The 19517-nt window shown below is 75.1% G+C and carries 20 protein-coding genes; 7 read left to right on the forward strand and 13 right to left on the reverse strand.

All coding sequences use genetic code 11. From position 1 onward, the window contains the following. Positions 1–54 precede the first annotated feature (54 nt). The gene (locus tag ACL02R_RS19890) at positions 55–1431 is read left to right on the forward strand and encodes a dipeptidase (RefSeq protein WP_412798302.1); all 1377 of its coding nucleotides are present in this window, start codon (positions 55–57) and stop codon (positions 1429–1431) included. Positions 1432–1727: 296 nt separating this feature from the next. Here the strand turns inward: ACL02R_RS19890 and ACL02R_RS19895 are convergent, their stop codons facing one another. From ACL02R_RS19895 to ACL02R_RS19930, 8 genes are all read right to left on the reverse strand, one after another. Beyond that, a complete protein-coding gene (locus tag ACL02R_RS19895; protein ID WP_412798303.1) occupies positions 1728–2324 on the reverse strand; it encodes a hypothetical protein in 597 nt (198 codons plus the stop codon). A 142-nt stretch (positions 2325–2466) separates the two neighbouring features. Continuing rightward, positions 2467–3135: a class F sortase gene (locus ACL02R_RS19900; protein ID WP_412798304.1), complete on the reverse strand. Its 669-nt coding sequence runs from the start codon at positions 3133–3135 to the stop codon at positions 2467–2469. A gap of 96 nt (positions 3136–3231) precedes the next feature. Beyond that, positions 3232–4254, reverse strand: coding sequence for an NUDIX domain-containing protein (locus tag ACL02R_RS19905; RefSeq protein ID WP_412798305.1), 1023 nt, complete (start codon positions 4252–4254; stop codon positions 3232–3234). A gap of 27 nt (positions 4255–4281) precedes the next feature. Further along, positions 4282–5244 (reverse strand): ROK family protein, encoded by a 963-nt coding sequence (locus ACL02R_RS19910; RefSeq protein ID WP_412798306.1) that lies wholly within the window; start codon positions 5242–5244, stop codon positions 4282–4284. Further along, positions 5241–6581, reverse strand: coding sequence for a DUF6986 family protein (locus ACL02R_RS19915; RefSeq protein ID WP_412798307.1), 1341 nt, complete (start codon positions 6579–6581; stop codon positions 5241–5243). The genes ACL02R_RS19910 and ACL02R_RS19915 overlap by 4 nt, the downstream gene beginning before the upstream one ends. Positions 6582–6660: 79 nt before the next feature. Further along, complete coding sequence (locus ACL02R_RS19920; RefSeq protein WP_412798308.1) at positions 6661–7623, reverse strand: electron transfer flavoprotein subunit alpha/FixB family protein; 963 nt, start codon at positions 7621–7623, stop codon at positions 6661–6663. A gap of 121 nt (positions 7624–7744) precedes the next feature. Next, the gene (locus ACL02R_RS19925) at positions 7745–8530 is read right to left on the reverse strand and encodes an electron transfer flavoprotein subunit beta/FixA family protein (RefSeq protein ID WP_412798309.1); all 786 of its coding nucleotides are present in this window, start codon (positions 8528–8530) and stop codon (positions 7745–7747) included. A 175-nt stretch (positions 8531–8705) separates the two neighbouring features. Next, positions 8706–9029: a TlpA family protein disulfide reductase gene (locus ACL02R_RS19930; RefSeq protein WP_412798333.1), complete on the reverse strand. Its 324-nt coding sequence runs from the start codon at positions 9027–9029 to the stop codon at positions 8706–8708. A gap of 283 nt (positions 9030–9312) precedes the next feature. On the opposite strand from ACL02R_RS19930, the gene ACL02R_RS19935 reads away from it, so the two are divergent. Next, positions 9313–10029 carry a lysophospholipid acyltransferase family protein gene (locus tag ACL02R_RS19935; protein WP_412798310.1) on the forward strand — a complete coding sequence of 239 codons (717 nt, stop codon included), beginning with the start codon at positions 9313–9315 and terminating at the stop codon, positions 10027–10029. A gap of 28 nt (positions 10030–10057) precedes the next feature. On the opposite strand, the gene ACL02R_RS19940 is transcribed toward ACL02R_RS19935, so the two are convergent. Genes ACL02R_RS19940 through ACL02R_RS19950 form a run of 3 tightly spaced genes read right to left on the reverse strand, consistent with a single transcriptional unit; the run spans position 10058 to position 13364 of the window. After that, on the reverse strand, positions 10058–11137 hold the full coding sequence (locus tag ACL02R_RS19940) for a threonine aldolase family protein (protein ID WP_412798311.1): 1080 nt from the start codon (positions 11135–11137) through the stop codon (positions 10058–10060). Beyond that, on the reverse strand, positions 11116–11892 hold the full coding sequence (locus ACL02R_RS19945) for an SDR family NAD(P)-dependent oxidoreductase (protein WP_412798334.1): 777 nt from the start codon (positions 11890–11892) through the stop codon (positions 11116–11118). The genes ACL02R_RS19940 and ACL02R_RS19945 overlap by 22 nt, the downstream gene beginning before the upstream one ends. A 50-nt stretch (positions 11893–11942) precedes the next feature. Then, positions 11943–13364: a DUF6421 family protein gene (locus ACL02R_RS19950; protein WP_412798312.1), complete on the reverse strand. Its 1422-nt coding sequence runs from the start codon at positions 13362–13364 to the stop codon at positions 11943–11945. Between the two features lie 129 nt (positions 13365–13493). Between ACL02R_RS19950 and ACL02R_RS19955 the strand changes: the two genes are divergently transcribed. Beyond that, the gene (locus tag ACL02R_RS19955) at positions 13494–14177 is read left to right on the forward strand and encodes a glycerophosphodiester phosphodiesterase (protein ID WP_412798313.1); all 684 of its coding nucleotides are present in this window, start codon (positions 13494–13496) and stop codon (positions 14175–14177) included. On the opposite strand, the gene ACL02R_RS19960 is transcribed toward ACL02R_RS19955, so the two are convergent. Then, positions 14161–14715 (reverse strand): GNAT family N-acetyltransferase, encoded by a 555-nt coding sequence (locus ACL02R_RS19960; protein ID WP_412798314.1) that lies wholly within the window; start codon positions 14713–14715, stop codon positions 14161–14163. The genes ACL02R_RS19955 and ACL02R_RS19960 overlap by 17 nt on opposite strands. A gap of 115 nt (positions 14716–14830) precedes the next feature. Here ACL02R_RS19960 and ACL02R_RS19965 point away from each other — a divergent pair, with 115 nt between their 5' ends. From ACL02R_RS19965 to ACL02R_RS19980, 4 genes are all read left to right on the forward strand, one after another. Continuing rightward, positions 14831–15370: a DUF5134 domain-containing protein gene (locus tag ACL02R_RS19965; RefSeq protein ID WP_412798315.1), complete on the forward strand. Its 540-nt coding sequence runs from the start codon at positions 14831–14833 to the stop codon at positions 15368–15370. Positions 15371–15503: 133 nt separating this feature from the next. Then, positions 15504–16445 (forward strand): M56 family metallopeptidase, encoded by a 942-nt coding sequence (locus tag ACL02R_RS19970; RefSeq protein WP_412798316.1) that lies wholly within the window; start codon positions 15504–15506, stop codon positions 16443–16445. A 43-nt stretch (positions 16446–16488) separates the two neighbouring features. Then, positions 16489–17163, forward strand: a complete 675-nt coding sequence (locus tag ACL02R_RS19975; protein ID WP_412798335.1) for an HAD family hydrolase — start codon at positions 16489–16491, stop codon at positions 17161–17163. Positions 17164–17317: 154 nt separating this feature from the next. Continuing rightward, positions 17318–17968: a TetR/AcrR family transcriptional regulator gene (locus ACL02R_RS19980; RefSeq protein WP_412798317.1), complete on the forward strand. Its 651-nt coding sequence runs from the start codon at positions 17318–17320 to the stop codon at positions 17966–17968. A gap of 3 nt (positions 17969–17971) precedes the next feature. Here the strand turns inward: ACL02R_RS19980 and ACL02R_RS19985 are convergent, their stop codons facing one another. Continuing rightward, the gene (locus ACL02R_RS19985) at positions 17972–19420 is read right to left on the reverse strand and encodes an LVIVD repeat-containing protein (protein WP_412798318.1); all 1449 of its coding nucleotides are present in this window, start codon (positions 19418–19420) and stop codon (positions 17972–17974) included. Positions 19421–19517 lie beyond the last annotated feature (97 nt).

Below are 19517 nucleotides of genomic sequence, written 5' to 3' on the forward strand. Positions count from 1 at the left end.
GCGCTGTCCTGCCGATCGCCGTGGCCGCCGGCGTGCCCGCACAAGGAGCGTCTCATGGAGCACAGTGCCCAGCATGCCGCGATCTCTGCCGCCGTCGCCGCGCTGATGCCGCAGGCCAAGGAGGAGTTGGCGGAGCTGGTGGCCTACCGGTCGGTCGCCGACCCGGCGCAGTTCCCGGCGAGCGAGTGCCTCGGCGCGGCCGAGTGGATCGCCGCCGCGCTGCGGGCCGAGGGGTTCGGGGACGTGGCGCTGCTGGAGACGCCGGACGGCACGTCGTCCGTCTACGGTCACCTGCCCGGCCCCGCGGGTGCGCCGACCGTGCTGCTGTACGCGCACTACGACGTGCAGCCGCCGCTCGACGAGGCCGCGTGGACCACTCCCCCGTTCCAGCTCACCGAGCGCGACGGGCGCTGGTACGGGCGTGGCGCCGCCGACTGCAAGGGCGGTGTCCTGATGCACCTGCTGGCGCTGCGGGCGCTACGCGCGGACGGCGGCGTACCGGTGGGCGTGAAGGTAATCGTCGAGGGGTCGGAGGAGCAGGGGACCGGCGGCCTGGAACGGTACGCCGAGGAGCACCCGGACCTGCTGGCGGCCGACGCGATCGTGGTCGGCGACACGGGCAACTTCCGCGTCGGCGTCCCCACCGTGACGGCGATGCTGCGCGGCATGGCCATGGTGCGCGTCCGCGTGGACACGCTGGCGGGCAACCTGCACTCCGGCGCGTTCGGCGGCGCCGCGCCCGACGCGCTGGCGGCGCTGATCCGGATGCTGGACTCGCTGCGCGGCGAGGACGGTTCGACGACCGTGGACGGGCTGGCCGCCGACGCGGCGTGGGAGGGCACGCAGTACCCGGAGGAGACGTTCCGGGCGGACGCCAAGGTGCTCGACGGGGTGCGGCTGATCGGCTCGGGCACGGTGGCCGACCGTGTGTGGGCGCGGCCGGCCGTGACGGTGCTGGGCATCGACTGCCCGCCGGTCGTCGGCGCGACGCCGTCCGTGCAGGCACGCGCCGAGGCGCTGGTGAGCCTGCGGGTGCCGCCGGGCGTGGCCGCGGGGGCGGCGAGCGAGCTGCTGGCCGCGCACCTCACGTCCCGCGCGCCGTGGGGCGCGCGGGTGGAGGTGCGGCCGACCGGTGAGGGCGAGGCGTTCAGCGCGGACACCACCAGCCCCGCCTACGCGTCGATGGCCGCCGCGATGCGCGAGGCGTACGACGGGGCGGAGATGGCGGTGGTGGGGCAGGGCGGCTCGATCCCGCTGACGAGCACGCTGCGCGGCCTCTACCCGGACGCGGAGATCCTGCTGATCGGGCTGAGCGAGCCCGCCGCGCAGATCCACGCGGTGGACGAGAGCGTGTCCCCGGCGGAACTGGAGCGGATGGCGGTGGCGGAGGCGCTGTTCCTCCAGCGGTACGCGGTGAGCTCCGCCGTCTGACGCGGGATGCGGGACCGACGGCCAGGGCACGTTCTCAGGGGGATGTCCGGCCGCCGGGCCGGGAGCGGCGTGCGCGGGGCGGCCTCCGCCGGGGACGAGGCGGGGGTCCGCCCGGCGGCTCTTGCCCGTCTCACGACGCCCGGCGTGGGGGTACCTCCCAGGCCTCCGGGCCTGGGGGAACCTCGCTGCGTTGCCGCATCGCGCGCATACGACCGGGTATGAGCTGCGATCCGGCGCCTTGCGATGTGCCGCATCCGGGGAAGCCGTGAGCCGCGACAGGGCCCGCCGGGCAGGTCTTAGTGGCCCCGGCCGGTCCTGCCCCGGAAGGCGAACGCGGCGCCGGCCGCCGCCAGCGCGGTCACGCCCGCGCCCGCCAGCAGGATGAGGGTGCCGCTCCCGTCGCCGCCGCCCGGCTGCGTGCCGCCGACACCGGCCTGCGCGCCGCGCGTCGGCAGGGTCGTGGCGCTGGTGGTCGCCGTGGGGGTGGCGGTCGGGGTGGGCGTGGCGGACGCGCTCGCGGTGGGGGTCGGTGACGCCGACGCCGAGGCGATGGTCAGGGTGGCGGTGCCCGTCTCCGTGCCGCAGGTGAACACCACGTCGTACTGCGCGCCGACGCGGGCGTCGGAGTCGACCGCCGTGCGGGCCGTCTGGGTCTGGCCCGCCGCGCCGAGGCTGACGCGGTCGAAGACGGCCGACTCGGCGTAGGCGCCGGAACCGGTGCAGCCGGTGACGGTCAGGGTGACCGTGCCGCCGGGCCGGACGCTCGCCGGGGAGACGCTGAAGCCGAACGCGGTGGCCTGCGCGGGTATCGCCGCCGCGGTCGCGGGCGCGGCGGCGCCCAGCAGGATCGCTCCAAGACCGGCGCCGGCCAGCGCGGTACGCAGTGTGCTCATCGGATGGCTCCCTCTGTCGGGCTCTGTCGGGTCTGCCGGGGCCTGTGGAGGTGAGGCCGCCCCGCACCGCGACCCTAGGCCGACAGAAGCACCCGTACCCGCCGGAGTGTGACAAACGGGTTGTTTCGCGGGGCCATTCGGGTCAGGTGGCGTCCGACATGCGTGCGAAGACGACGACGTTCCCCGCGTAGCCGCTGTCCTCGTCGAAGCCGCCACCGCAGGTGAGCAGGCGGAGTTCGGCCTGGCCGGTGGCGCGGAAGACGTGCGCGGGGAGGTCGGCCTTGTCGTAGACGGCGATGTCGTAGACCGTGAAGCCCACGGCGCGGCCGTCCTCGCGGACGACCTCGACGCGGTCGCCCGGGTTCAGCGCGCCGAGCCCGTAGAAGACGGCGGGGCCCGCCGCGTTGTCCACGTGGCCGACGACGACCGCCGTCCCGTCCGCGCCGGGCGCCGCGCCGTCCCGGTACCAGCCGGCGAGGCCGGGGACGTCCTCGGGCGGCGACTCGATCCAGCCGTCCGGTTCGAGCCCCACGGGCGTCAGGGGCGCGTCGACGCCGATCGCCGGGACGGACACCCAGGTCGGCACGGCGGGCGGCAGCGGTTCCAGCACCGCGCCGGGTGCGTCGGCGCCGCGCCCGGCGGCGCCGGACGGCTGGGGCGGCGGACCGGCCGCCGCTCCCCCGCCGCCGCCGGGGGCCAGTACGAGGGAGACGCCGAGGACGAGCGCGGCGCCCGTGGTGCCGAGGACGGCGTGGACGGTCCAGCCGCGCCGTTCGTCGGCGGGGTCCGGTACGTACTCCGGTATGCGCATCGCGGTCACCGCTCACGGAAGGGGGCCTTCCCCGGTCCGGGGTTATCACCGGTAACGCTAGATCGGGTCCCGGCGCTCCGCGATCCGGCGGCGCGATCAGACGCCGACCGGCACGCCCGCCTGGAGGTTGAGCGCGCGGCCCTCGGCGCGGGCGCGCAGCGCCCAGCGCAGCCGGGCGAACCGGCCCGGCGACAGCATCCGTTCGGCCTCGTCCTCCGCCGCGAACCGCCAGCCGCGCAGCTCCTCGCCCGGCAGCAGCAGGTCGCCCACCCGGTCGGCGTCGAGCCTGCCGCCGTCGAACAGCAGTCGCAGCCCGCCGAACCGGGGCGGGCGGGGCGGCTCCCAGTCGACGACGAGCAGCGGCGGTTCCTGGGCGAGGTGCAGCCCCAGCTCCTCGGCGACCTCGCGGACGGCTGCGCGGGCCGGGGGCTCCCCCGGCTCCACGACGCCGCCGGGGAACTCCCAGCCGGGCTTGTAGGTCGGGTCGACCAGCAGGACACGGTCCTGGTCGTCGAAGAAGAGCACCCCGGCCGCCAGGGTCTCGGCGCGGGGCGGCGGCGTCTGCACGATGGGGCACATGCCGTCGCCGCGGCCGACTGCCTCGGCGAGGCGTTCCGCGGTCTCCCTGGGCGTGAGTCCTGAGGTGTCGAGGCGGTAGGTGTCCCCCGCCAGCCAGGAGAGGGCCGCCGTGTAGCCGGACAGCAGGCCGAGACGACGGCTGCGCGCCGCCTCGCCGTCCACAACGGTGCACTGGTCGATCCGGGCGCGCAGGAACGTTTCCTCCGCGTCGAGCAGGAAGTGCTGCACGGCGATCCTGCGGGTGGCGAGGCCGCCGAAGATCTCGTCGCGGTGCTCCTGGCGCAGGAGCGTCATCGGAGTGACGAGGGGGCCGGGCAGTTCCGCGAGCAGGGCCACCGCCGTGTCCACCACGAGGCGGCGCCACGCCGGGAGGTCCTGCACGTCGTCCACCTCGGCGAGCCGCTGCTTGGGCAGCAGGGCGCGCAGCCCCTCGCCGACCACGGCGGGGTCGAACAGCGTGCTCCCCGGCAGCAGGTGGACCAGCTCCGCCGCCGCCGCGGTCTTGCCCGCGCCGGAGGCGCCGTTCAGCCAGATGATCACGTGGCCCCCTCCTTCGTGCCCCTGCAATCAGTTGCCCACTTGGGCCCGCTCCGAAAACGTGTCCGAGTGCCAGCAGGCCGCGGCGGCGCCGACCAGACCCGCGTCCGTGCCGAGCTGAGCGGGCACGACCTCCAGGTTCCGGACGAACGGGAGGGTCGCGTACGCGGACAGGGCCCGGCGCAGCGGGGCGAACAGGACGTCCCCGGCCTGGCTGACGCCGCCGCCGATGACCACGGTCTCGATCTCGATCAGCGTGGCGGTCGCGGCGATGCCGGCGGCGAGCGCGCGCGCCGCCCGCTCGTACGCCTCCAGGGCGATCACGTCGCCCCTGGCCGCCGCTGCCGCGACGCCCGCCGCCGTGACGTCGCCGTCCGGGTCGTCGGGGCGCCAGCCGGAGGCGTAGGCGTAGCGGGCGATGTTGGTGCCGCTGGCGATGCGTTCGACGCAGCCGCGCCCGCCGCAGGGGCACAGCTCGCCGTCGAAGTCGACGCTGATGTGGCCGATGTGCCCGGCGTTGCCGCTCGGGCCGGGGCGGAGCCTGCCGTCGAGGATGAGGCCGCCGCCGACGCCGGTCGAGACGACCATGCACAGCACGTTGCTCCGGCCGCGCGCGGCGCCGCGCCAGTGCTCGCCCGCGCCGATGGCGACGCCGTCGCCGACGAGGGTCACGGGCAGCGGCCCCGCGACCGCGGTGATGCTGTCGACGAGGGGGAAGTCGCGCCAGCCGGGGATGTTCACCGGGCTGACGGTGCCGGTGCGGGCGTCCACGGGCCCGGCGCTGCCCACGCCGACCGCGGCGACGCGCGGCCACAGTTCGTGCGCGGTCAGCGCGGTGACCACCTCGGTGAGGGAGCCCTGGACGCTCCCGGCCGACTCCCCGGCCCTGGTCGGGCGCTGGACGCGGTGGAGCAGATCCCCGGTCCCGTCCACGAGCGCGCCAGCGATTTTCGTACCGCCGATGTCCACGGCGGCGACAAGATCAGTGGTCATGACCAGGAAGCCTGGTCCGTCGTGCCCTGAGTTGTCCAGTCCGGTGGTGGTGAGGTGCGCGACGCGCGGCCCGCGAGGGCGTGCAGGTGGGTGCGGTCGAGCCCGGAGGCGGCCGTCACCTCGGCGGTGTCGAGGGCGCCGCAGTCGAGGCCGCGCAGGAGGAAGCCGCTGAGCGCGCGGGCGGTCGCGGGTTCGTCGAGGACACCGCCGGAGCCGTCCGCGCCCCCGGCCCAGGCCGCCAGGCGGGCGGCGGCGTCGGGCAGGCCGTCGCGGTGGAAGGCGTAGACGGCGGCGTAGCGGGTGGGGAGGTGGCCCGGGTGCATGTCCCAGCCCTGGTGGTAGGCGCGGGCGAGGGCGCGGCGTACGAGGTCGTGGTGCAGGCGCCAGGCATGGTGCACGCGGTCGGTGGGGCCGACCGGGAGGACGTTGGTGGAGCCGTCGCTGAGCCGTACGCCGGTGCCCGCCGCGGCGGCCTGCATGACGGCCTTGGCGTGGTCGGCGGCGGGGTGGTCGGCGGACTGGTGGGCGGCGCTGACCTGGCAGGCGGCGCTGTAGTCGAACGTGCCGTAGTGCAGGCCGGTGACGCGGCCCCCCGCGGCGTCGATCATGCGGGCGACCGTGGCGCGGCCGTCGGCGCCGAGCACGGCCTGGGTGGTCTCGATCTGGATCTCGAAGCGCAGGCGGCCCGGGGGCAGTCCGGCCGCCTCCTCGAAGCGTGCGCACAGCCCGGCCATGGCGGCGGCCTGCTCGGCGTACGAGGTCTTGGGCAGCGTCAGGCACAAGCCGGCGGGCAGCGGTCCCGCTTCGAGAAGTGTGGTGAGGAAGATGTCGAGGGTGCGGACGCCGCGGTCGCGGACCGGCGCCTCCATGCTCTTGAGGCGGATACCGGCGTACGGCGGGGCGCTGCCGTCGGCGACGGCGCGGGCCAGCAGCCGGGCGGCGCGGGCGGCGTCGGCGTCCTCCTCGGCGTCGGGCCGGTGGCCGTAGCCGTCCTCGAAGTCGATGCGCAGGTCCTCGACCGGCTCGCGGACGAGCTTGGCGCGGACCCGTTCGTGCACGGGCGCGGCGAGGTGGTCCGGCAGGCCGAGGACGGCGGCGAACGCGGCGGCGTCGGGGGCGTGCCGGTCGAGCAGGGCGAGTGCCTCGTCGCCCCAGGCGCGTGGGGTGTCGGGGGCGTACCGGTCGGCGGGGACGTAGACGGTGTGCACCGGCTGGCGGGTGCCGGGGTCGCCCGGGTAGCGGCGGGCGAGGTCGGCGTCGACCGCGGCGAGTTCGGCCGCGAGGGCGGCGGGCACGGACGGCGGCAGGGTGGTCGCGACTCGTTCGGGCTGCGGCATGCGGCTTCGCTCCCGTTCGGCGGGCAGGGGTGCGCCGGACGGGCCCGTCGACGCTGACGGGCCCGTCCGGTGGCCTCGGTCAGCCCTTGCGGGCCTTGACCTCCTCGGTCAGCGCGGGGACGACCTCGAACAGGTCGCCCACCACGCCGTAGTCCACCAGCTCGAAGATCGGCGCCTCGGCGTCCTTGTTCACGGCGACGATGGTCTTCGAGGTCTGCATGCCGGCCCGGTGCTGGATCGCGCCGGAGATGCCCGCGGCGACGTACAGCTGCGGGGAGACCGTCTTGCCGGTCTGGCCGACCTGGTGCGAGTGCGGGTACCAGCCGGCGTCCACGGCGGCGCGGGAGGCGCCGACGGCGGCGCCGAGCGCGTCGGCGAGCGCCTCGACCACGGCGAAGTTCTCCTTGCCGCCCACGCCGCGGCCGCCGGAGACGACGATGGCGGCCTCGGACAGCTCGGGGCGGCCGCTGGCCTCGCGCGGGGTGCGGGAGACGACGGAGGTGCCGGTGGCGAGCGGGCCGAACGTGACGGCGAGTTCCTCGACGGTCCCGGCGGCCGGGGCGGGCTCGGGGGCCGCGGAGTTGGGCTTGACGGTGATGACCGGCGTGCCCTTCGTGACGCGGGAGGCCGTGCTGTAGGCGGCGGCGAACGCGGACTGCGTGGTGACGGGACCGTCGTCGCCCGGCTCGACGTCCACGGCGTCGGTGATGAGTCCGGAGCCGGTGCGCAGGGCGAGCCGGGCGGCGATCTCCTTGCCCTCGGCGGACGAGGCGACGAGCACGGCGGCCGGGGACACGGCGTCGTACGCGGCCTGGAGCGCGTCCACCTTCGGCACGAGGTGGTAGTCGGCGAACTCGGGCGCGTCGGCGGCGAGTACGCGCGTCGCGCCGTGCTCGGCGAGGACGGGTGCGGCGGTGTCGGCGCCGGGGCCGAGGTGGACGGCGACCGGGTCGCCGAGGCGGCGGGCGAGGGTGAGGAGTTCCAGCGTGGGCTTGCGGACGGTGCCGTCCTGGTGGTCGACGAGGACGAGGACTTCGGTCATGGGTATCGGTCACTTCCTTGAAGCGAGGGGGGCCCTGAATCGAGGGGGGCCTTGAAGCGAGAGGGGCCCTGAGTCGAGGGGGCCCGGGTCGTGCGGGCCGGTGGGCGGGGCGGGCGCGCGCTCAGACGAACTTGCGCTCGGCGAGGAAGGCGGCGAGCTTCTTGCCGCCCTCGCCCTCGTCGGTGACGATCTCGCCCGCCGTGCGCGCCGGGCGCTCGGTGGCCGACAGCACGGTCGTCCACGCGCCGCCCAGGCCGACCTGCTCCGCCTCGATGTCCAGGTCCTCCAGGTCGAGCGTCTCGACCGGCTTCTTCTTGGCCGCCATGATCCCCTTGAAGGACGGGTAGCGGACCTCGCCCGACTGGTCGGTGACGGAGACGACGGCGGGCAGCGGCGCCTGGAGGCGCTCGGTGGCCGCGTCGCCGTCGCGGCGGCCGGTGACCTTGCCGTCGGCGACGGAGAGTTCGGACAGCAGCGTCACCTGCGGGACCCGGAGGCGCTCGGCGAGGAGCGCGGGCAGGACGCCCATGCCGCCGTCCGTCGAGGCCATGCCGCAGAGCACCAGGTCGTACCCGATGTGCTCGGCGGCCTTGGCGAGGACGAGCGAGGTGCCGATCACGTCGGTGCCGTGCAGGTCGTCGTCCTCGATGTGGACGGCCTTGTCGGCACCCATCGACAGGGCCTTGCGCAGCGCGTCGCCGGCGTCCTCGGGGCCCGCGGTGACGACGGTGACCTCCGCGTCGTCCGCCTCCTCCGCGATCCGGAGCGCCTGCTCGACGGCGTACTCGTCCAGCTCCGAGAGCAGTCCGTCCACGGACTCCCGGTCGGTGGTCAGGTCCTCGGCGAAGGACCGGTCACCGGTGGCGTCGGGCACGTACTTCACACAGACAACGATCCTCAGACTCACGCCGGCTCCTCCTGCTTTCGATCCGCACATCCGGTCCGCCCACCCGGCCCGCGATCGGGGCGCCGCGAGGATCGGCCCGGATTGTTACTCGCCAGTACATACAAGGGTACGCCCCGCGCGCAAGCATGCCGCACTGTGACGTGGCTCTCCGGGCACGCCCCGGGGCCCGGCCGCGTCAGCCGGGTATCGCCGCGCCGAGGGCGGCGATGACGTCCGCCCTGCGCGGCTGCCCCGCGGCGCGGCGCACGACGCGGCCCCCGGCGTCGAGAACGAGGACGGTGGGGGTGGCGGTCACCCCGAGGCCGCGGACGAGCGCGAGGTGGGACTCGGCGTCGATCTCGGCGTGGACGACTCCGTCCACCATGGCGGCCACCTCGCCGAGCACCCGGCGGGTGGCGTGGCAGGGGCGGCAGAAGGCGGAGGAGAACTGGACGAGGGTCGCGCGGCGGCCGAGGCCGTCGAGGCCGAGGTCCGCCGCGGTGAGCCGCTGTCCGTCCATGGCCGTCCTCCTGTCGCCGTGCCGCCGTGCCGCCGCCGTGGTCGTGCCGTCGTCGCTGTCCTGCCCGCGCGGCGCCGGGGTCATACGGGGAACGGGCGGCGGGGCGGGCGCGTTCCTCCCCTGGTCAAGCGCGCCCGCCGGGCGTCCATTCCCGGTTCCGGGGCGGCGGCGGGCCCTGTCCCGGCGGGAGGGCTGGTGATCCGGGCGGCTTTCGGGCACGATCCTGCGGTGCCGCAAGTTACGGTTGCGTAGGTCCACCGCATGGAAGAAGGGCACCCCCCGCATGGCAGAGTTCGTGTACCCGCCGGTCATCGCCGTCGCGCGGACCATGTTCAAGGCACTGGACCTGCGCCTCGACGTGGACGGCAGCGACCACGTACCGCGCCGGGGCGGCGCCGTGCTGGTGAGCAACCACATCGGCTATCTCGACTTCGTCTTCGCCGGTTTCGCGGCCCGGCCGGCGAAGCGGCTCGTACGCTTCATGGCCAAGGAGTCGGTGTTCCGCCACCGCGTCTCCGGGCCGCTGATGCGCGGCATGAAGCACATACCCGTGGACCGGGCGCAGGGCGAGGGGGCGTTCGACCAGGCGGTGAAGGCGCTGCGAGACGGGCAGATCGTGGGGGTCTTCCCCGAGGCGACCATCTCGCCGTCGTTCACGCTACAGAAGTTCAAGTCGGGCGCGGCGCGCATGGCGCAGGAGGCCGGTGTGCCGCTGCTGCCGATGGCGCTGTGGGGGACGCAGCGGCTGTGGACCAAGGGCCGCAAGCGGGACTTCGGGCGGAACCACTTCCCGGTGACGATCCGCGTCGGCGAGCCGATCGAGGCGAGCTCCGAGGAGTACGCGATGCGCCTCACGCGGCGGCTGCGGGCGCGCATGGAGGAGCTGCTCGACGCGGCGCAGCGCGCGTATCCCGCCAGGCCGAGGGGGCCGGAGGACACCTGGTGGCTCCCGGCGCACCTGGGCGGGAGCGCGCCGCCCCCGGCGCGCACCGCCGGGTGACGGCGGGGCCGGGGACGGGGGCGGCCCCTCAGCGGGCCAGCTCCTCCCCGAGGGCGGCGAGGAAGCCGTCGACATCCTCCTCCGTGGTGTCGAAGGAGCAGACCCAGCGGACGTGGCCCGCCGGTTCGTCCCAGAAGTAGAAGCGGTACCGCTTCATGAGCCGCTCGGCCGCGTCGTGGGGCATCCGCGCGAACACGGCGTTGGCCTCGGCCGCCTGGAGGACCTCCACGCCGTCCACCGCGCGGGCGCCCTCGGCGAGCCGGGCGGCCATGGCGTTGGCGCGGGCCGCGGAGCGCAGCCACAGGTCGCCCGCGAGCAGCGCCTCGAACTGCACCGAGACGAAACGCATCTTGGACGCGAGCTGCATCGACAGCTTGCGCAGGTGCGGCATGGCGCGCACGGCGTCCGCGGTGAGGACGACGACGGCCTCGCCGAACAGGAGGCCGTTCTTGGTGCCGCCGAAGGAGAGGACGTCCACGCCCGCGTCGGTGGTGAGGGCGGCGAGCGGGACGCCGAGGGATGCGGCGGCGTTGGCGATGCGCGCGCCGTCCATGTGGACGGTGAGGCCGCGTTCGTGGGCGGCGTCGGCGACGGCGCGGATCTCGTCCGGCGTGTAGACCGTGCCCAGTTCGGTGGACTGGGTGAGCGAGACGACCTGCGGCATCGCGCGGTGCTCGTCGTCGAAGCCCCACGCCTCGCGGGCGACCAGGTCCGGTGTGAGCTTGCCGTCGGGCGCGGGGACGGTGAGGAGCTTGAGGCCGCCGACGCGTTCGGGGGCGCCGCACTCGTCCGTGTTGATGTGGGCCCCGGCGGGCGTGATCACGGCGCCCCAGCGGTCGGTCATCGCCTGGAGCGCGACGACGTTGGCGCCCGTCCCGTTGAACACCGGGAACACCTCGGCGTGCGGCCCGAAGTGGCGGCGGAAGACGTCCTGGAGGTGGGCGGTGTAGTCGTCGGCGCCGTACGCGGGCTGGTGACCGCCGTTGGCGAGGGCCAGCGCGGCGAGGACCTCGGGGTGGACGCCCGCGTAGTTGTCGCTGGCGAAGCCGCGCCGCTCCGGGTCGTGGTGGCGGCGGGCGTCGGTCGTCACGGTCGGGGGGTGAGCCACTGGCGGGTTCCGTTCACGTCGGGGGCGGGCTTCGACCACTGCGCGGTGATGGCGTCGGCGAGGTCGGTGACATGCGTGTGGCCGGGGAACGCGCGGTCCGGGCGCTCGGCGCGCATCGCGTCCGTCAGCAGGGCCTTGACGACGAGGACGGTCGCCGCCGCCGGGGGCGGGCCGTCCTGCGGCGCCGCCCGGCGGAAGCTGTCGGCGAGGGCGAGGGTCCACGCCTCGGCGGCGGCCTTGGCTGCGGCGTAGGCGGCGTTGCCCGCGGTGGGGTGGGTGGCGCCCGCGGCGCTGACGAGGACGAAGCGGCCGTCGCCCGAGCGGACGAGGGGCTCCTCGAAGGCGAGGGAGGTGTGCTGGACGGTGCGGATCAGCAGGCCGTGCAGGAGGTCCCAGTCGGCGAGGTCGGTCTGCCCGAACGTCCGGGAGCCGCGCCAGCCGCCGACGAGGTGGACCAGGCCGTCGATCCGGCCGTGCTCGCGTTCGGCGCGCTCCGCCCAGTCGCGGGTCGCGGCGGGGTCGAGGAGGTCGACGACCGTGTGGGTGACGCGGGCGCCGGGCCGTGCCTCGCGCGCGCCGTGCACCGCGTCGGCGAGGCGTACGGCGTCCGCGTCGGCGGCGGCGACGGCCGCCCCGGCGGCGGTCAGCGCGCGCAGCACCGCGGCTCCGGCGGGGCCGCCGGCGCCCGCCACGGCGACGACGGTCCCGCCGAGGGGTCCCGTCCGCTCCTGGCTGTCCTGCCCGGTCGCGTCCATGATCGCCGCCTTCCCGTCCGCGTCCATGATGCCGTGCGTGTCCGAGGGCGTCACGCCGCCTGCGCCTCCTCGGCCTGCGCGGTGATGCCGCGGGTGGACTCGACGACGCCGCGCAGCTTCTTGGCCAGGGCCTCGTAGAACAGGCTGAGGGGGAACTCGTCGGGCAGCACGGCGTCCACCAGCTTGCGCGGCGGCAGGGTGAGGTCGAGCGCGTCGGGGCCCTTGGCCCAGGTCGAGCCCGGGTGCGGCGCGAGGTAGGTGGACACCAGCTCGTACGCCTTCAGCCAGTGGACGAGCTTGGGGCGGTCGATGCCGAGGCGGTAGAGCGTCTCGATCTCCTCGCGCAGCCGAGCGGTGACCTCGCGGGCGCGGTCCCAGTCGATGGACAGGCGGTTGTCCGTCCAGCGCAGCGCGTCGTGCCGGTGGAGGTAGGCGAACAGCAGCTGGCCGCCGAGCCCGTCGTAGTTGCGGACGCGGGCGCCGGTGACCGGGAAGCGGAAGATGCGGTCGAGGATGACGGCGTACTGGACGTCGCGGCCCTGGGGGCGGCCCTCGGCGGCGAGCCGGCCGGCCTCGTGGAAGGCGGTGAGGTCGCAGCGCAGCTCCTCCAGGCCGTACATCCAGAACGGCTGGCGCTGTTTGATCATGAACGGGTCGAACGGCAGGTCGCCGTGGCTGTGCGTGCGGTCGTGGACCATGTCCCACAGGATGAAGGTCTCCTGGCACCGCTGCTGGTCGGTGAGCAGGCCCTCGGCCTCCTCCGGCAGCCGCAGGCCGGTGACGTCGCGGGCCGCCCCGGCGACACGGCGGAAGCGGGCGGCCTCGCGGTCGCAGAAGATGCCGCCCCAGGTGAAGCGTTCCGGCGCCTCGCGCACGGCGATGGTCTCGGGGAAGAGGACGGCGGAGTTGGTGTCGTACCCGGCCGTGAAGTCCTCGAAGGTGATGCCGAGGAAGAGCGGGTTGTCGTAGCGGGTGCGCTCCAGCTCGGCCAGCCAGCCGGGCCAGACGACGCGCAGGACGAGCGCCTCCAGGTTGCGGTCCGGGTTGCCGTTCTGCGTGTACATGGGGAAGACGACGAGGTGCCGGCGCCCGTCCGTGCGGTCGGCCGCCGGATGGAAGGCGAGCAGGGAGTCGAGGAAGTCCGGGACGCCGAAGCCGTCGCCGGCCCAGCGCCGCAGGTCGGCGGCGAGGGCGCGGTGGTAGGCCGCGTCGTGCGGCAGCAGGGGGGACAGCTCGTCGAGCGCCGCGACGATCCGGCCGACGAGCGCGGCAGCCTCGGCGCGGGTGGGGGCGCCGTCGGCGGAGAAGTCGATGGAGCCGTCCTTCGCCTGGGCGGGGCGCAGCTCCTCGACCGCGCGCTTCAGGACGGTCCAGGCGGGGTGGTCCACCACACGGCCGGACGCCTCGTCGGCGGCCCGGGGGACCGCCGTCCTGTCGCCGTCCGAGGCAATCGACGCCAAGTTTTCCGCCATGACCCACCCTCCACAGAAGATTTTCCGGTATGACCTCACGGTATCCGGAGGAGATCGCCCGTTCAACCGGTGTGTCGCGGCGTTCCCCCGGCGGCCGGGCGTGCGCGGGCGCCGGTCTACGCTGGCCGCATGCCGCTGCTGACCGTCGGACACCGGGGCCTGATGGCCGTCGAGCCGGAGAACACGCTGCGTTCCTTCCGCCGCGCCGAGGAGGCGGGCGTGGACGAGGTCGAGCTGGACGTGCACCTGAGCAAGGACGGCGCCCTGGTGGTCATGCACGACGCCGCAGTGGACCGCACCACGGACGGCACGGGGCTGATCGCCGACCTGACGCTCGCGGAGCTGCGGGCCCTGGACGCGGGCGGCGGCGAGCGGGTCCCCGTGTTCGCCGAGGCGGCGGGCGCGGTGGCGGGGCCGGTCCAGGCGGAGATCAAGGACGCGGCGGCGGCGCGGGTGCTGGCGGGCGAGATCGAGCGGCTGCGGCTGCGCGGCAGGATCACCGTCATCTCGTTCCACGACGCGGCGCTGCGCGAGACGCGCGCGCTGCTGCCGGACGTACCGCTGGCCCTGGTGACGGGGCGGTCCACGCCGAGCGCGCCCGAGCGGGCGGTGGAGATCGGCGCCTCGATGATCTCCTGCGAGCTGGCCCACCTGGACACCGGCGTGGTGGCGCGCGCGCACGCGGCGGGGCTGCGCGTCATCAGCTGGACGGTGAACACCCCCGCCGACCTGGCGCGCGTGCGGGAACTGGGGCTCGACGGCGTGGTGACGGACACGCCGGAGATCGTGCGGGCCGTCAGTCCAGCGGCTTGACCAGCAGCTCGAACTCCAGGTCGGCGCGCAGCGGCAGGCCGAAGCGCTCGTCGCCGTACGGGAACGGGCTGGTGCGGCCGGTGCGGACGTAGCCCCGGCGCTCGTACCACGCGATGAGGTCGTCACGGACGGAGATCACCTGCATCTCCATGCGCGCCACGCCCCAGCCGGCCGCCGCCCTGCGCTCCGCCTCGGCGAGCACGGCCCTGCCGAGCCCGGCGCCCTGGAGGCCCGGCCTGACGGCGAACATGCCGAAGTACGCGGCGGCCGCCTCCCCCGGGCCGTCCGCCGCGCGGCGCTGGATGTGGCAGCAGGCGGTGAGCGCGCCGCCGTCCTCCACGGCCAGCACGAGGCTGTCCGGGTCGCGCAGGATCTCCCGCACGCCGTCGGGGTCGGTGCGCTGCCCTTCGAGGATGTCCGCCTCCGTGGTCCAGCCGGCGCGGCTCGCGTCGCCCCGGTAGGCGGACTCGACGAGGGCCACGAGCGCGGGGACGTCGGACTCGGTGGCGTCGCGGAAGGTCAGTGGGCGTGTCGTCATGTCCCGGATGGTAACGGCCGTGCTCCCCCGCGCCCCCGTGCGCTGTGCGGGCCGTGCTCCCGCACGGGGGAGGTACCGGGCGGCGACAGGGCTCGGCGACGCGGGAGGTGCGGCGGTGCATGGACCGGTGCTGGTCGGCTGGCTGCTGGTGGCGCTGTGCGGCGGCACGGGCGCGTACTGCCTGCTGCGGCTGCGCGGGACGGCCGGGGCGGCGCGGCGCTCGGCGGGCGTGGAGGGGGCGATGGGTGTCGTGATGGCGGTGATGGCCCTGCCTGGCCTGCCCGCGTCCGCCGCCGTGGCGCTCGCCCTGGGGGCGGTCTCGGGCGGCGTCGCGCTGTGGGCGGGCGTGCCGGGGCCGTCGGCCCCGCCCCACCGGGCGCATCACGTGGCGGAGGGCGCGGCGATGGCGTACATGGCGGTCGCCATGGCCGCGGGCGGCGGGCACGGCGGGGCGCACGGCCCCTCGGGGGTGCCCGCGCTGACGGGCGGGCTGCTGCTCTACTTCGGCCTGCACGCGCTGCGCTGCGGGCCGCTGCTGGTACCGGTGCGGGCGGGTGGCGGCGGGCACGGGCCGGCGGTGGCGGAACCCGAGCTGTCGGCGGCCTGCCGGGGCGCCCTGGCGGCGGGGATGTTCGTCATGCTGCTGTCCCTGTGAACGGCCCGTGCGGGCTGAGGCGGCGGATCGCCCGCGCGCCGCGCGCAGGCGGGCACTTCGGCGACGCGGCGGGGCTCCGTGCCGACCGTCGCGAGGGGCCACGCCCCGGTCGGCGTGGCACTAGGCTGGTGGCATGGGGATCGCCATCGCGCTGTTGGTGCTGGGCGCGCTCACCGCGGCGACGGCGCCGCGCCTGCTGGCCCGCTGGTCGTGGCCCGACCGGGAACCGGTGCTCGCACTGTGGGTGTGGCAGTGCGTCGTCGCGGCCGTCCTGATGTGCTGCGTGCTGGCCATGGCGCTGTCGGCGGCGGCCGCGTGGCATGCCGTGCGCGGGCAGGTGTTCGCGCCGGCCCCGGCAGGCGTCATCGACGCGTACGCGCTGCACTCGGAGGACCGCTGGTGGGCCGCTGTGACGGCCGTGCTGCTGGCGGCCGGGGGCGCGTGGACCGCCGTCATGCTGACCCGCGAGGTGCGGCTGGCGCGGCTGCGCCGCCGCCGGGCGCGGGCTGAACTGCTGGAGCGGTCCCCCACCCTGCCGGGCGAGGAGGCGGAGCCCGGCGACCGGCTGGTGGTGCTGGAGGACGACAGACCCGACGCCTGGCTGCTGCCGGGGACACCGCTGCGGCTGGTCATCACCTCGGGGGCGTTGCGGCGGCTGAAGGGGCGGCAGCTCGACGCCGTCGTCGCGCACGAGCAGGGCCACGTGCGGGCCAGGCACCACTGGCTGCTGAACTGCGCGGGGGCGCTGGCGAACGGCTTCCCCAAGGTGCCGGTCTTCGCCGCGTTCGAGCAGCAGGTGCACCGGCTGGTGGAGCTGGCCGCCGACGACGTGGCGTCGCGCCGCTTCGGGCGGCTGACGACGGCGCTCGCGCTCGTCGGGCTGAACGAGGACCGGGGCGCCTTCGCGCCGACCTCGCACCACGCGCACGTGCCGCACCGGGTGCACCGGCTGCTGAGCCCGGCGGGGCGGCTGTCCGTGTCGCGCAGGGCGCGGCTGACGGCGGTGGCGACGCTGCTGCCGCTCGTGCCGCTGGTGGTCGCCTTCTTCCCGGGACTGCGGGCGCTGGGTGGGTGACGCGGCGGCGGAGGCCGTCCTCTTCGACTTCTCCGGGACGCTGATGCGGATCGAGCCGGCCGGCTCGTGGCTGCGCGCGGGGCTCGAACGGGTCGGCGTCCGCCTGCCTGCCGGGGAGACCGGGCGGCTGGCGGCGGAGCTGGAGGCGGCGGGCGCGCTGCCCGGCGGGCGGGCGCCGGACGTGGTGCCGCCCGGACTGGCCGGGCTGTGGGCGGTGCGGGACCGCGACGCGGACAGTCACCGGGCGCTGTACACGGCGCTCGCACGGCGCGTGCCCCTCCCGCAGCCGGAGGCCGGTCCCGACGTGTACGACGTGCTGTACGACCGGCACATGGAACCGGCGGCGTGGCAGCCGTACCCAGATGCGGCGGACGTGCTGCGCGGGCTGCGGGAACGGGGCGTGCCGGTCGCGGTCGTCAGCAACATCGGGTGGGACGTACGGCCTGTGTTCCGTTCCCATGGGCTGGACGGTCTGGTGGACGCCTACGTGCTGTCCTTCGAGCACGGCGTGCAGAAACCGGCACCGGAGATTTTCAGGTTGGCGTGCGACGCGCTGGGGGTGCCGCCGGTGCGGACGCTGATGGTGGGCGACGACAGGCAGGCCGACGGCGGGGCCGCGGCGCTCGGGTGCGCCGTGCACTTCGTGGAGCATCTGCCGGTGGAACGGCGGCCGGACGGGCTGCGGCCGGTGCTGTCGCCGGCGCGCGGCGGCCGGTGAGGACGCGGGCCGTGCGGCGGCCGGACGGAGACGGCGGTATCGGGCGGTCCCCCGCGCCGCCCGATACCGCACACCGGAACACCCCCGCCGGTCGAGCGGAGGTCCGGTTGCCCGCTGAGTATATTGACTGTGAGCCAGTCAACGGGAGTCCAGCATGTCGCCTCGACGCGCATCGGTCAATGAAGAAATGCGTCGGCGTTCGCGGGAGCGGCTGCTCCAGGCGACGGTCGACCTGGTCTCCGAACGCGGCTACGAGGCCACGACCTTGGGTGACATCGCCGAACGCGCCGGTTCGGCGCGCGGCCTGATCTCGTACTACTTCTCCGGTAAACACCAGCTGCTCCAGGCCGCCGTCCACCGGATGATGCATCTGACGCTCGACGAGGCGCTCGGCCGGGAGCCCGAGCCGTCCGGCCCCGCCGCGGGGCGCGAACTGCTGGCGCGCGCCGTCGACGCGATCCTGGGGCTGGCGCAGAGCCGCCCGGTGCTGATGCGGGCGCACATGGCGGGGCTGCTGCAACAGACGGGCTTCATCCAGTGCGTGGAGCAGCAGCGGCTCGCGTTCCTGCTGCGGGACACCGTGGAGCGCTACGGGTCGGCGGACGCGGAGACCGACTACCGGCTGCTGCGCGCGCTGCTGATGGGCGCGGTGGTCGCCCAGCTGCTGCCGGGGGCGCCGATGCCGCTGGCGCAGCTGCGGGCCGAACTGTTCACGCGGTACGGGCTCGACTGGGAGATGGGCGCCCCGCCGGGCGGCAAGCCGTCCGGCGGGGCGCAGGAGCCGTACCTGCTGCCGCAGCGGTAGGGGTCAGCGGTACCGCGGCTGGGACTGCGCGTTCAGCTCGTCGATCCGCACGCGGGCGGCGCTGTCGGTGCGCCGGTCGTCGATGCGGAGGACGTCGAGGCCCGCCTGGTCGTTGGAGTAGATGTAGCCGTTGTAGTAGTAGGCGGACCAGGAGCCGCCGAAGGACAGGACGTCGTCGGTGATCGGGCCGCGTTCGAACCAGCCGATCTCCACGGGGCGGCGCGAGTTGGTGAAGTCCCAGACGGAGACGCCGCCCTGGTACCACGCCTGGACCATGATGTCGCGCCCGCGGGCGGGGATCAGGGACCCGTTGTGCGCCACGCAGTTCTCGGTGTCGGCCTGGTTGCGGGGGATCTTGAAGTAGCTCTGGAACTCCAGGCGCCGGTGGTCGCCGCGCCCGGTGACGTGGTAGATGCCGTCGGCGCCGAACTCGTCGCCCGTCGCCTCGTTGCACATCGCGCCGCCACCGCCGCCGAGTTCGTCGGTGAAGACGACCTTGCGGCCGTCCTGGCTGAACGTGGCGGAGTGCCAGAACGCGAAGTGCTCGGCGTCCTCGACCTGGTCGAGGACCTCGGGGCGCGCCCGGTCGGAGATGTCGAACAGGACGCCGTCGCCCATGCAGGCGCCGGCGGCGAGGTCGAGCGCCGGGTAGGCCGTGATGTCGTGGCAGCCGGTGGTGGCTGAGCTGTTGGAGTCGCCGGGGAAGCCGCCGTCGGGGAAGACGACCTCGAAGCTGGTCAGCGCCGCGCGCTCCGGGTGGCTGCGCGGGACCCGGACGACGGAGATGCCGTCGTGCGGGGGCTGGCAGTCGGGGAACGCCGCGTTGGGCGAGTAGGAGGAGACGTACACCCACACGTCACGGCGCTCCGGGACGATGGTGTGGGTGTGGGAGCCGCAGGAGGTCTCGACGGAGGCGACGTACTCCGGGTGGCGCACGTCGCTGATGTCGAAGACGCGGATGCCCTCCCAGGCGGCCTTCTCGGTCGCGGGGAGGGCCGTGCTGGAGCACGAGTCGTCGCTGCGCGAGGAGTCGACCGACAGGAACAGCAGGTCGCCCGAGACGGAGATGTCGTTCTGGGCTCCCGGGCACAGGACCTGGCTGACGATGCGCGGCGTCGAGGGGCGGCGGATGTCGTAGACGACGAAGCCGTCGTAGTTTCCGGCGAAGGCGTAGTCGTCCTGGAACGCGATGTCGGAGTTGGTGCCGGTGAGGGCGGCGCTCCGGGGGATGTTGGCCAGCGGCGTGATGTTGTCGCTGTGCGCGATCTCGCCGACGCCGGGGATCTCGGCGCTCCCGGCGGCGGCCTCGGTCGCGGCCCGCTCCGGGGTGTCCCCGGGGCCGGGGACGGCGGCGGCCGGGCCGGCGAGGCAGAGGGCGGCGAGCAGGCCGGCCAGGGCCGCCGTCACGCCGAGTCGTCCGCGGGGCACGGGGTGCCTGCGCAACGTGGTCACGCGTCCTCCCTGTCATCCGCCCGGTGGCCGGGCGGAATTGATCGGAACAGATCTGGAAAGAAAGAGATCCTCCGATACCTGCCCATCGCATGTACAT

This window comes from Streptomyces sp. MS19 (genome assembly GCF_047200595.1).
Classification (GTDB): domain Bacteria; phylum Actinomycetota; class Actinomycetes; order Streptomycetales; family Streptomycetaceae; genus Streptomyces.

Excerpts from the sequence above, each read along its gene's own strand:
- ACL02R_RS19890 (WP_412798302.1), top strand. The coding sequence starts at position 55 with ATGGAGCACAGTGCCCAGCATGCCGCGATCTCTGCCGCCGTCGCCGCG.
- ACL02R_RS19895 (WP_412798303.1), bottom strand. The coding sequence starts at position 2,324 with ATGAGCACACTGCGTACCGCGCTGGCCGGCGCCGGTCTTGGAGCGATC.
- ACL02R_RS19900 (WP_412798304.1), bottom strand. The coding sequence starts at position 3,135 with ATGCGCATACCGGAGTACGTACCGGACCCCGCCGACGAACGGCGCGGC.
- ACL02R_RS19910 (WP_412798306.1), bottom strand. The coding sequence starts at position 5,244 with ATGACCACTGATCTTGTCGCCGCCGTGGACATCGGCGGTACGAAAATC.
- ACL02R_RS19915 (WP_412798307.1), bottom strand. The coding sequence starts at position 6,581 with ATGCCGCAGCCCGAACGAGTCGCGACCACCCTGCCGCCGTCCGTGCCC.
- ACL02R_RS19920 (WP_412798308.1), bottom strand. The coding sequence starts at position 7,623 with ATGACCGAAGTCCTCGTCCTCGTCGACCACCAGGACGGCACCGTCCGC.
- ACL02R_RS19930 (WP_412798333.1), bottom strand. The coding sequence starts at position 9,029 with ATGGACGGACAGCGGCTCACCGCGGCGGACCTCGGCCTCGACGGCCTC.
- ACL02R_RS19935 (WP_412798310.1), top strand. The coding sequence starts at position 9,313 with ATGGCAGAGTTCGTGTACCCGCCGGTCATCGCCGTCGCGCGGACCATG.
- ACL02R_RS19945 (WP_412798334.1), bottom strand. The coding sequence starts at position 11,892 with ATGGACGCGACCGGGCAGGACAGCCAGGAGCGGACGGGACCCCTCGGC.
- ACL02R_RS19950 (WP_412798312.1), bottom strand. The coding sequence starts at position 13,364 with ATGGCGGAAAACTTGGCGTCGATTGCCTCGGACGGCGACAGGACGGCG.
- ACL02R_RS19955 (WP_412798313.1), top strand. The coding sequence starts at position 13,494 with ATGCCGCTGCTGACCGTCGGACACCGGGGCCTGATGGCCGTCGAGCCG.
- ACL02R_RS19960 (WP_412798314.1), bottom strand. The coding sequence starts at position 14,715 with ATGACGACACGCCCACTGACCTTCCGCGACGCCACCGAGTCCGACGTC.
- ACL02R_RS19970 (WP_412798316.1), top strand. The coding sequence starts at position 15,504 with ATGGGGATCGCCATCGCGCTGTTGGTGCTGGGCGCGCTCACCGCGGCG.
- ACL02R_RS19975 (WP_412798335.1), top strand. The coding sequence starts at position 16,489 with ATGCGGATCGAGCCGGCCGGCTCGTGGCTGCGCGCGGGGCTCGAACGG.
- ACL02R_RS19980 (WP_412798317.1), top strand. The coding sequence starts at position 17,318 with ATGTCGCCTCGACGCGCATCGGTCAATGAAGAAATGCGTCGGCGTTCG.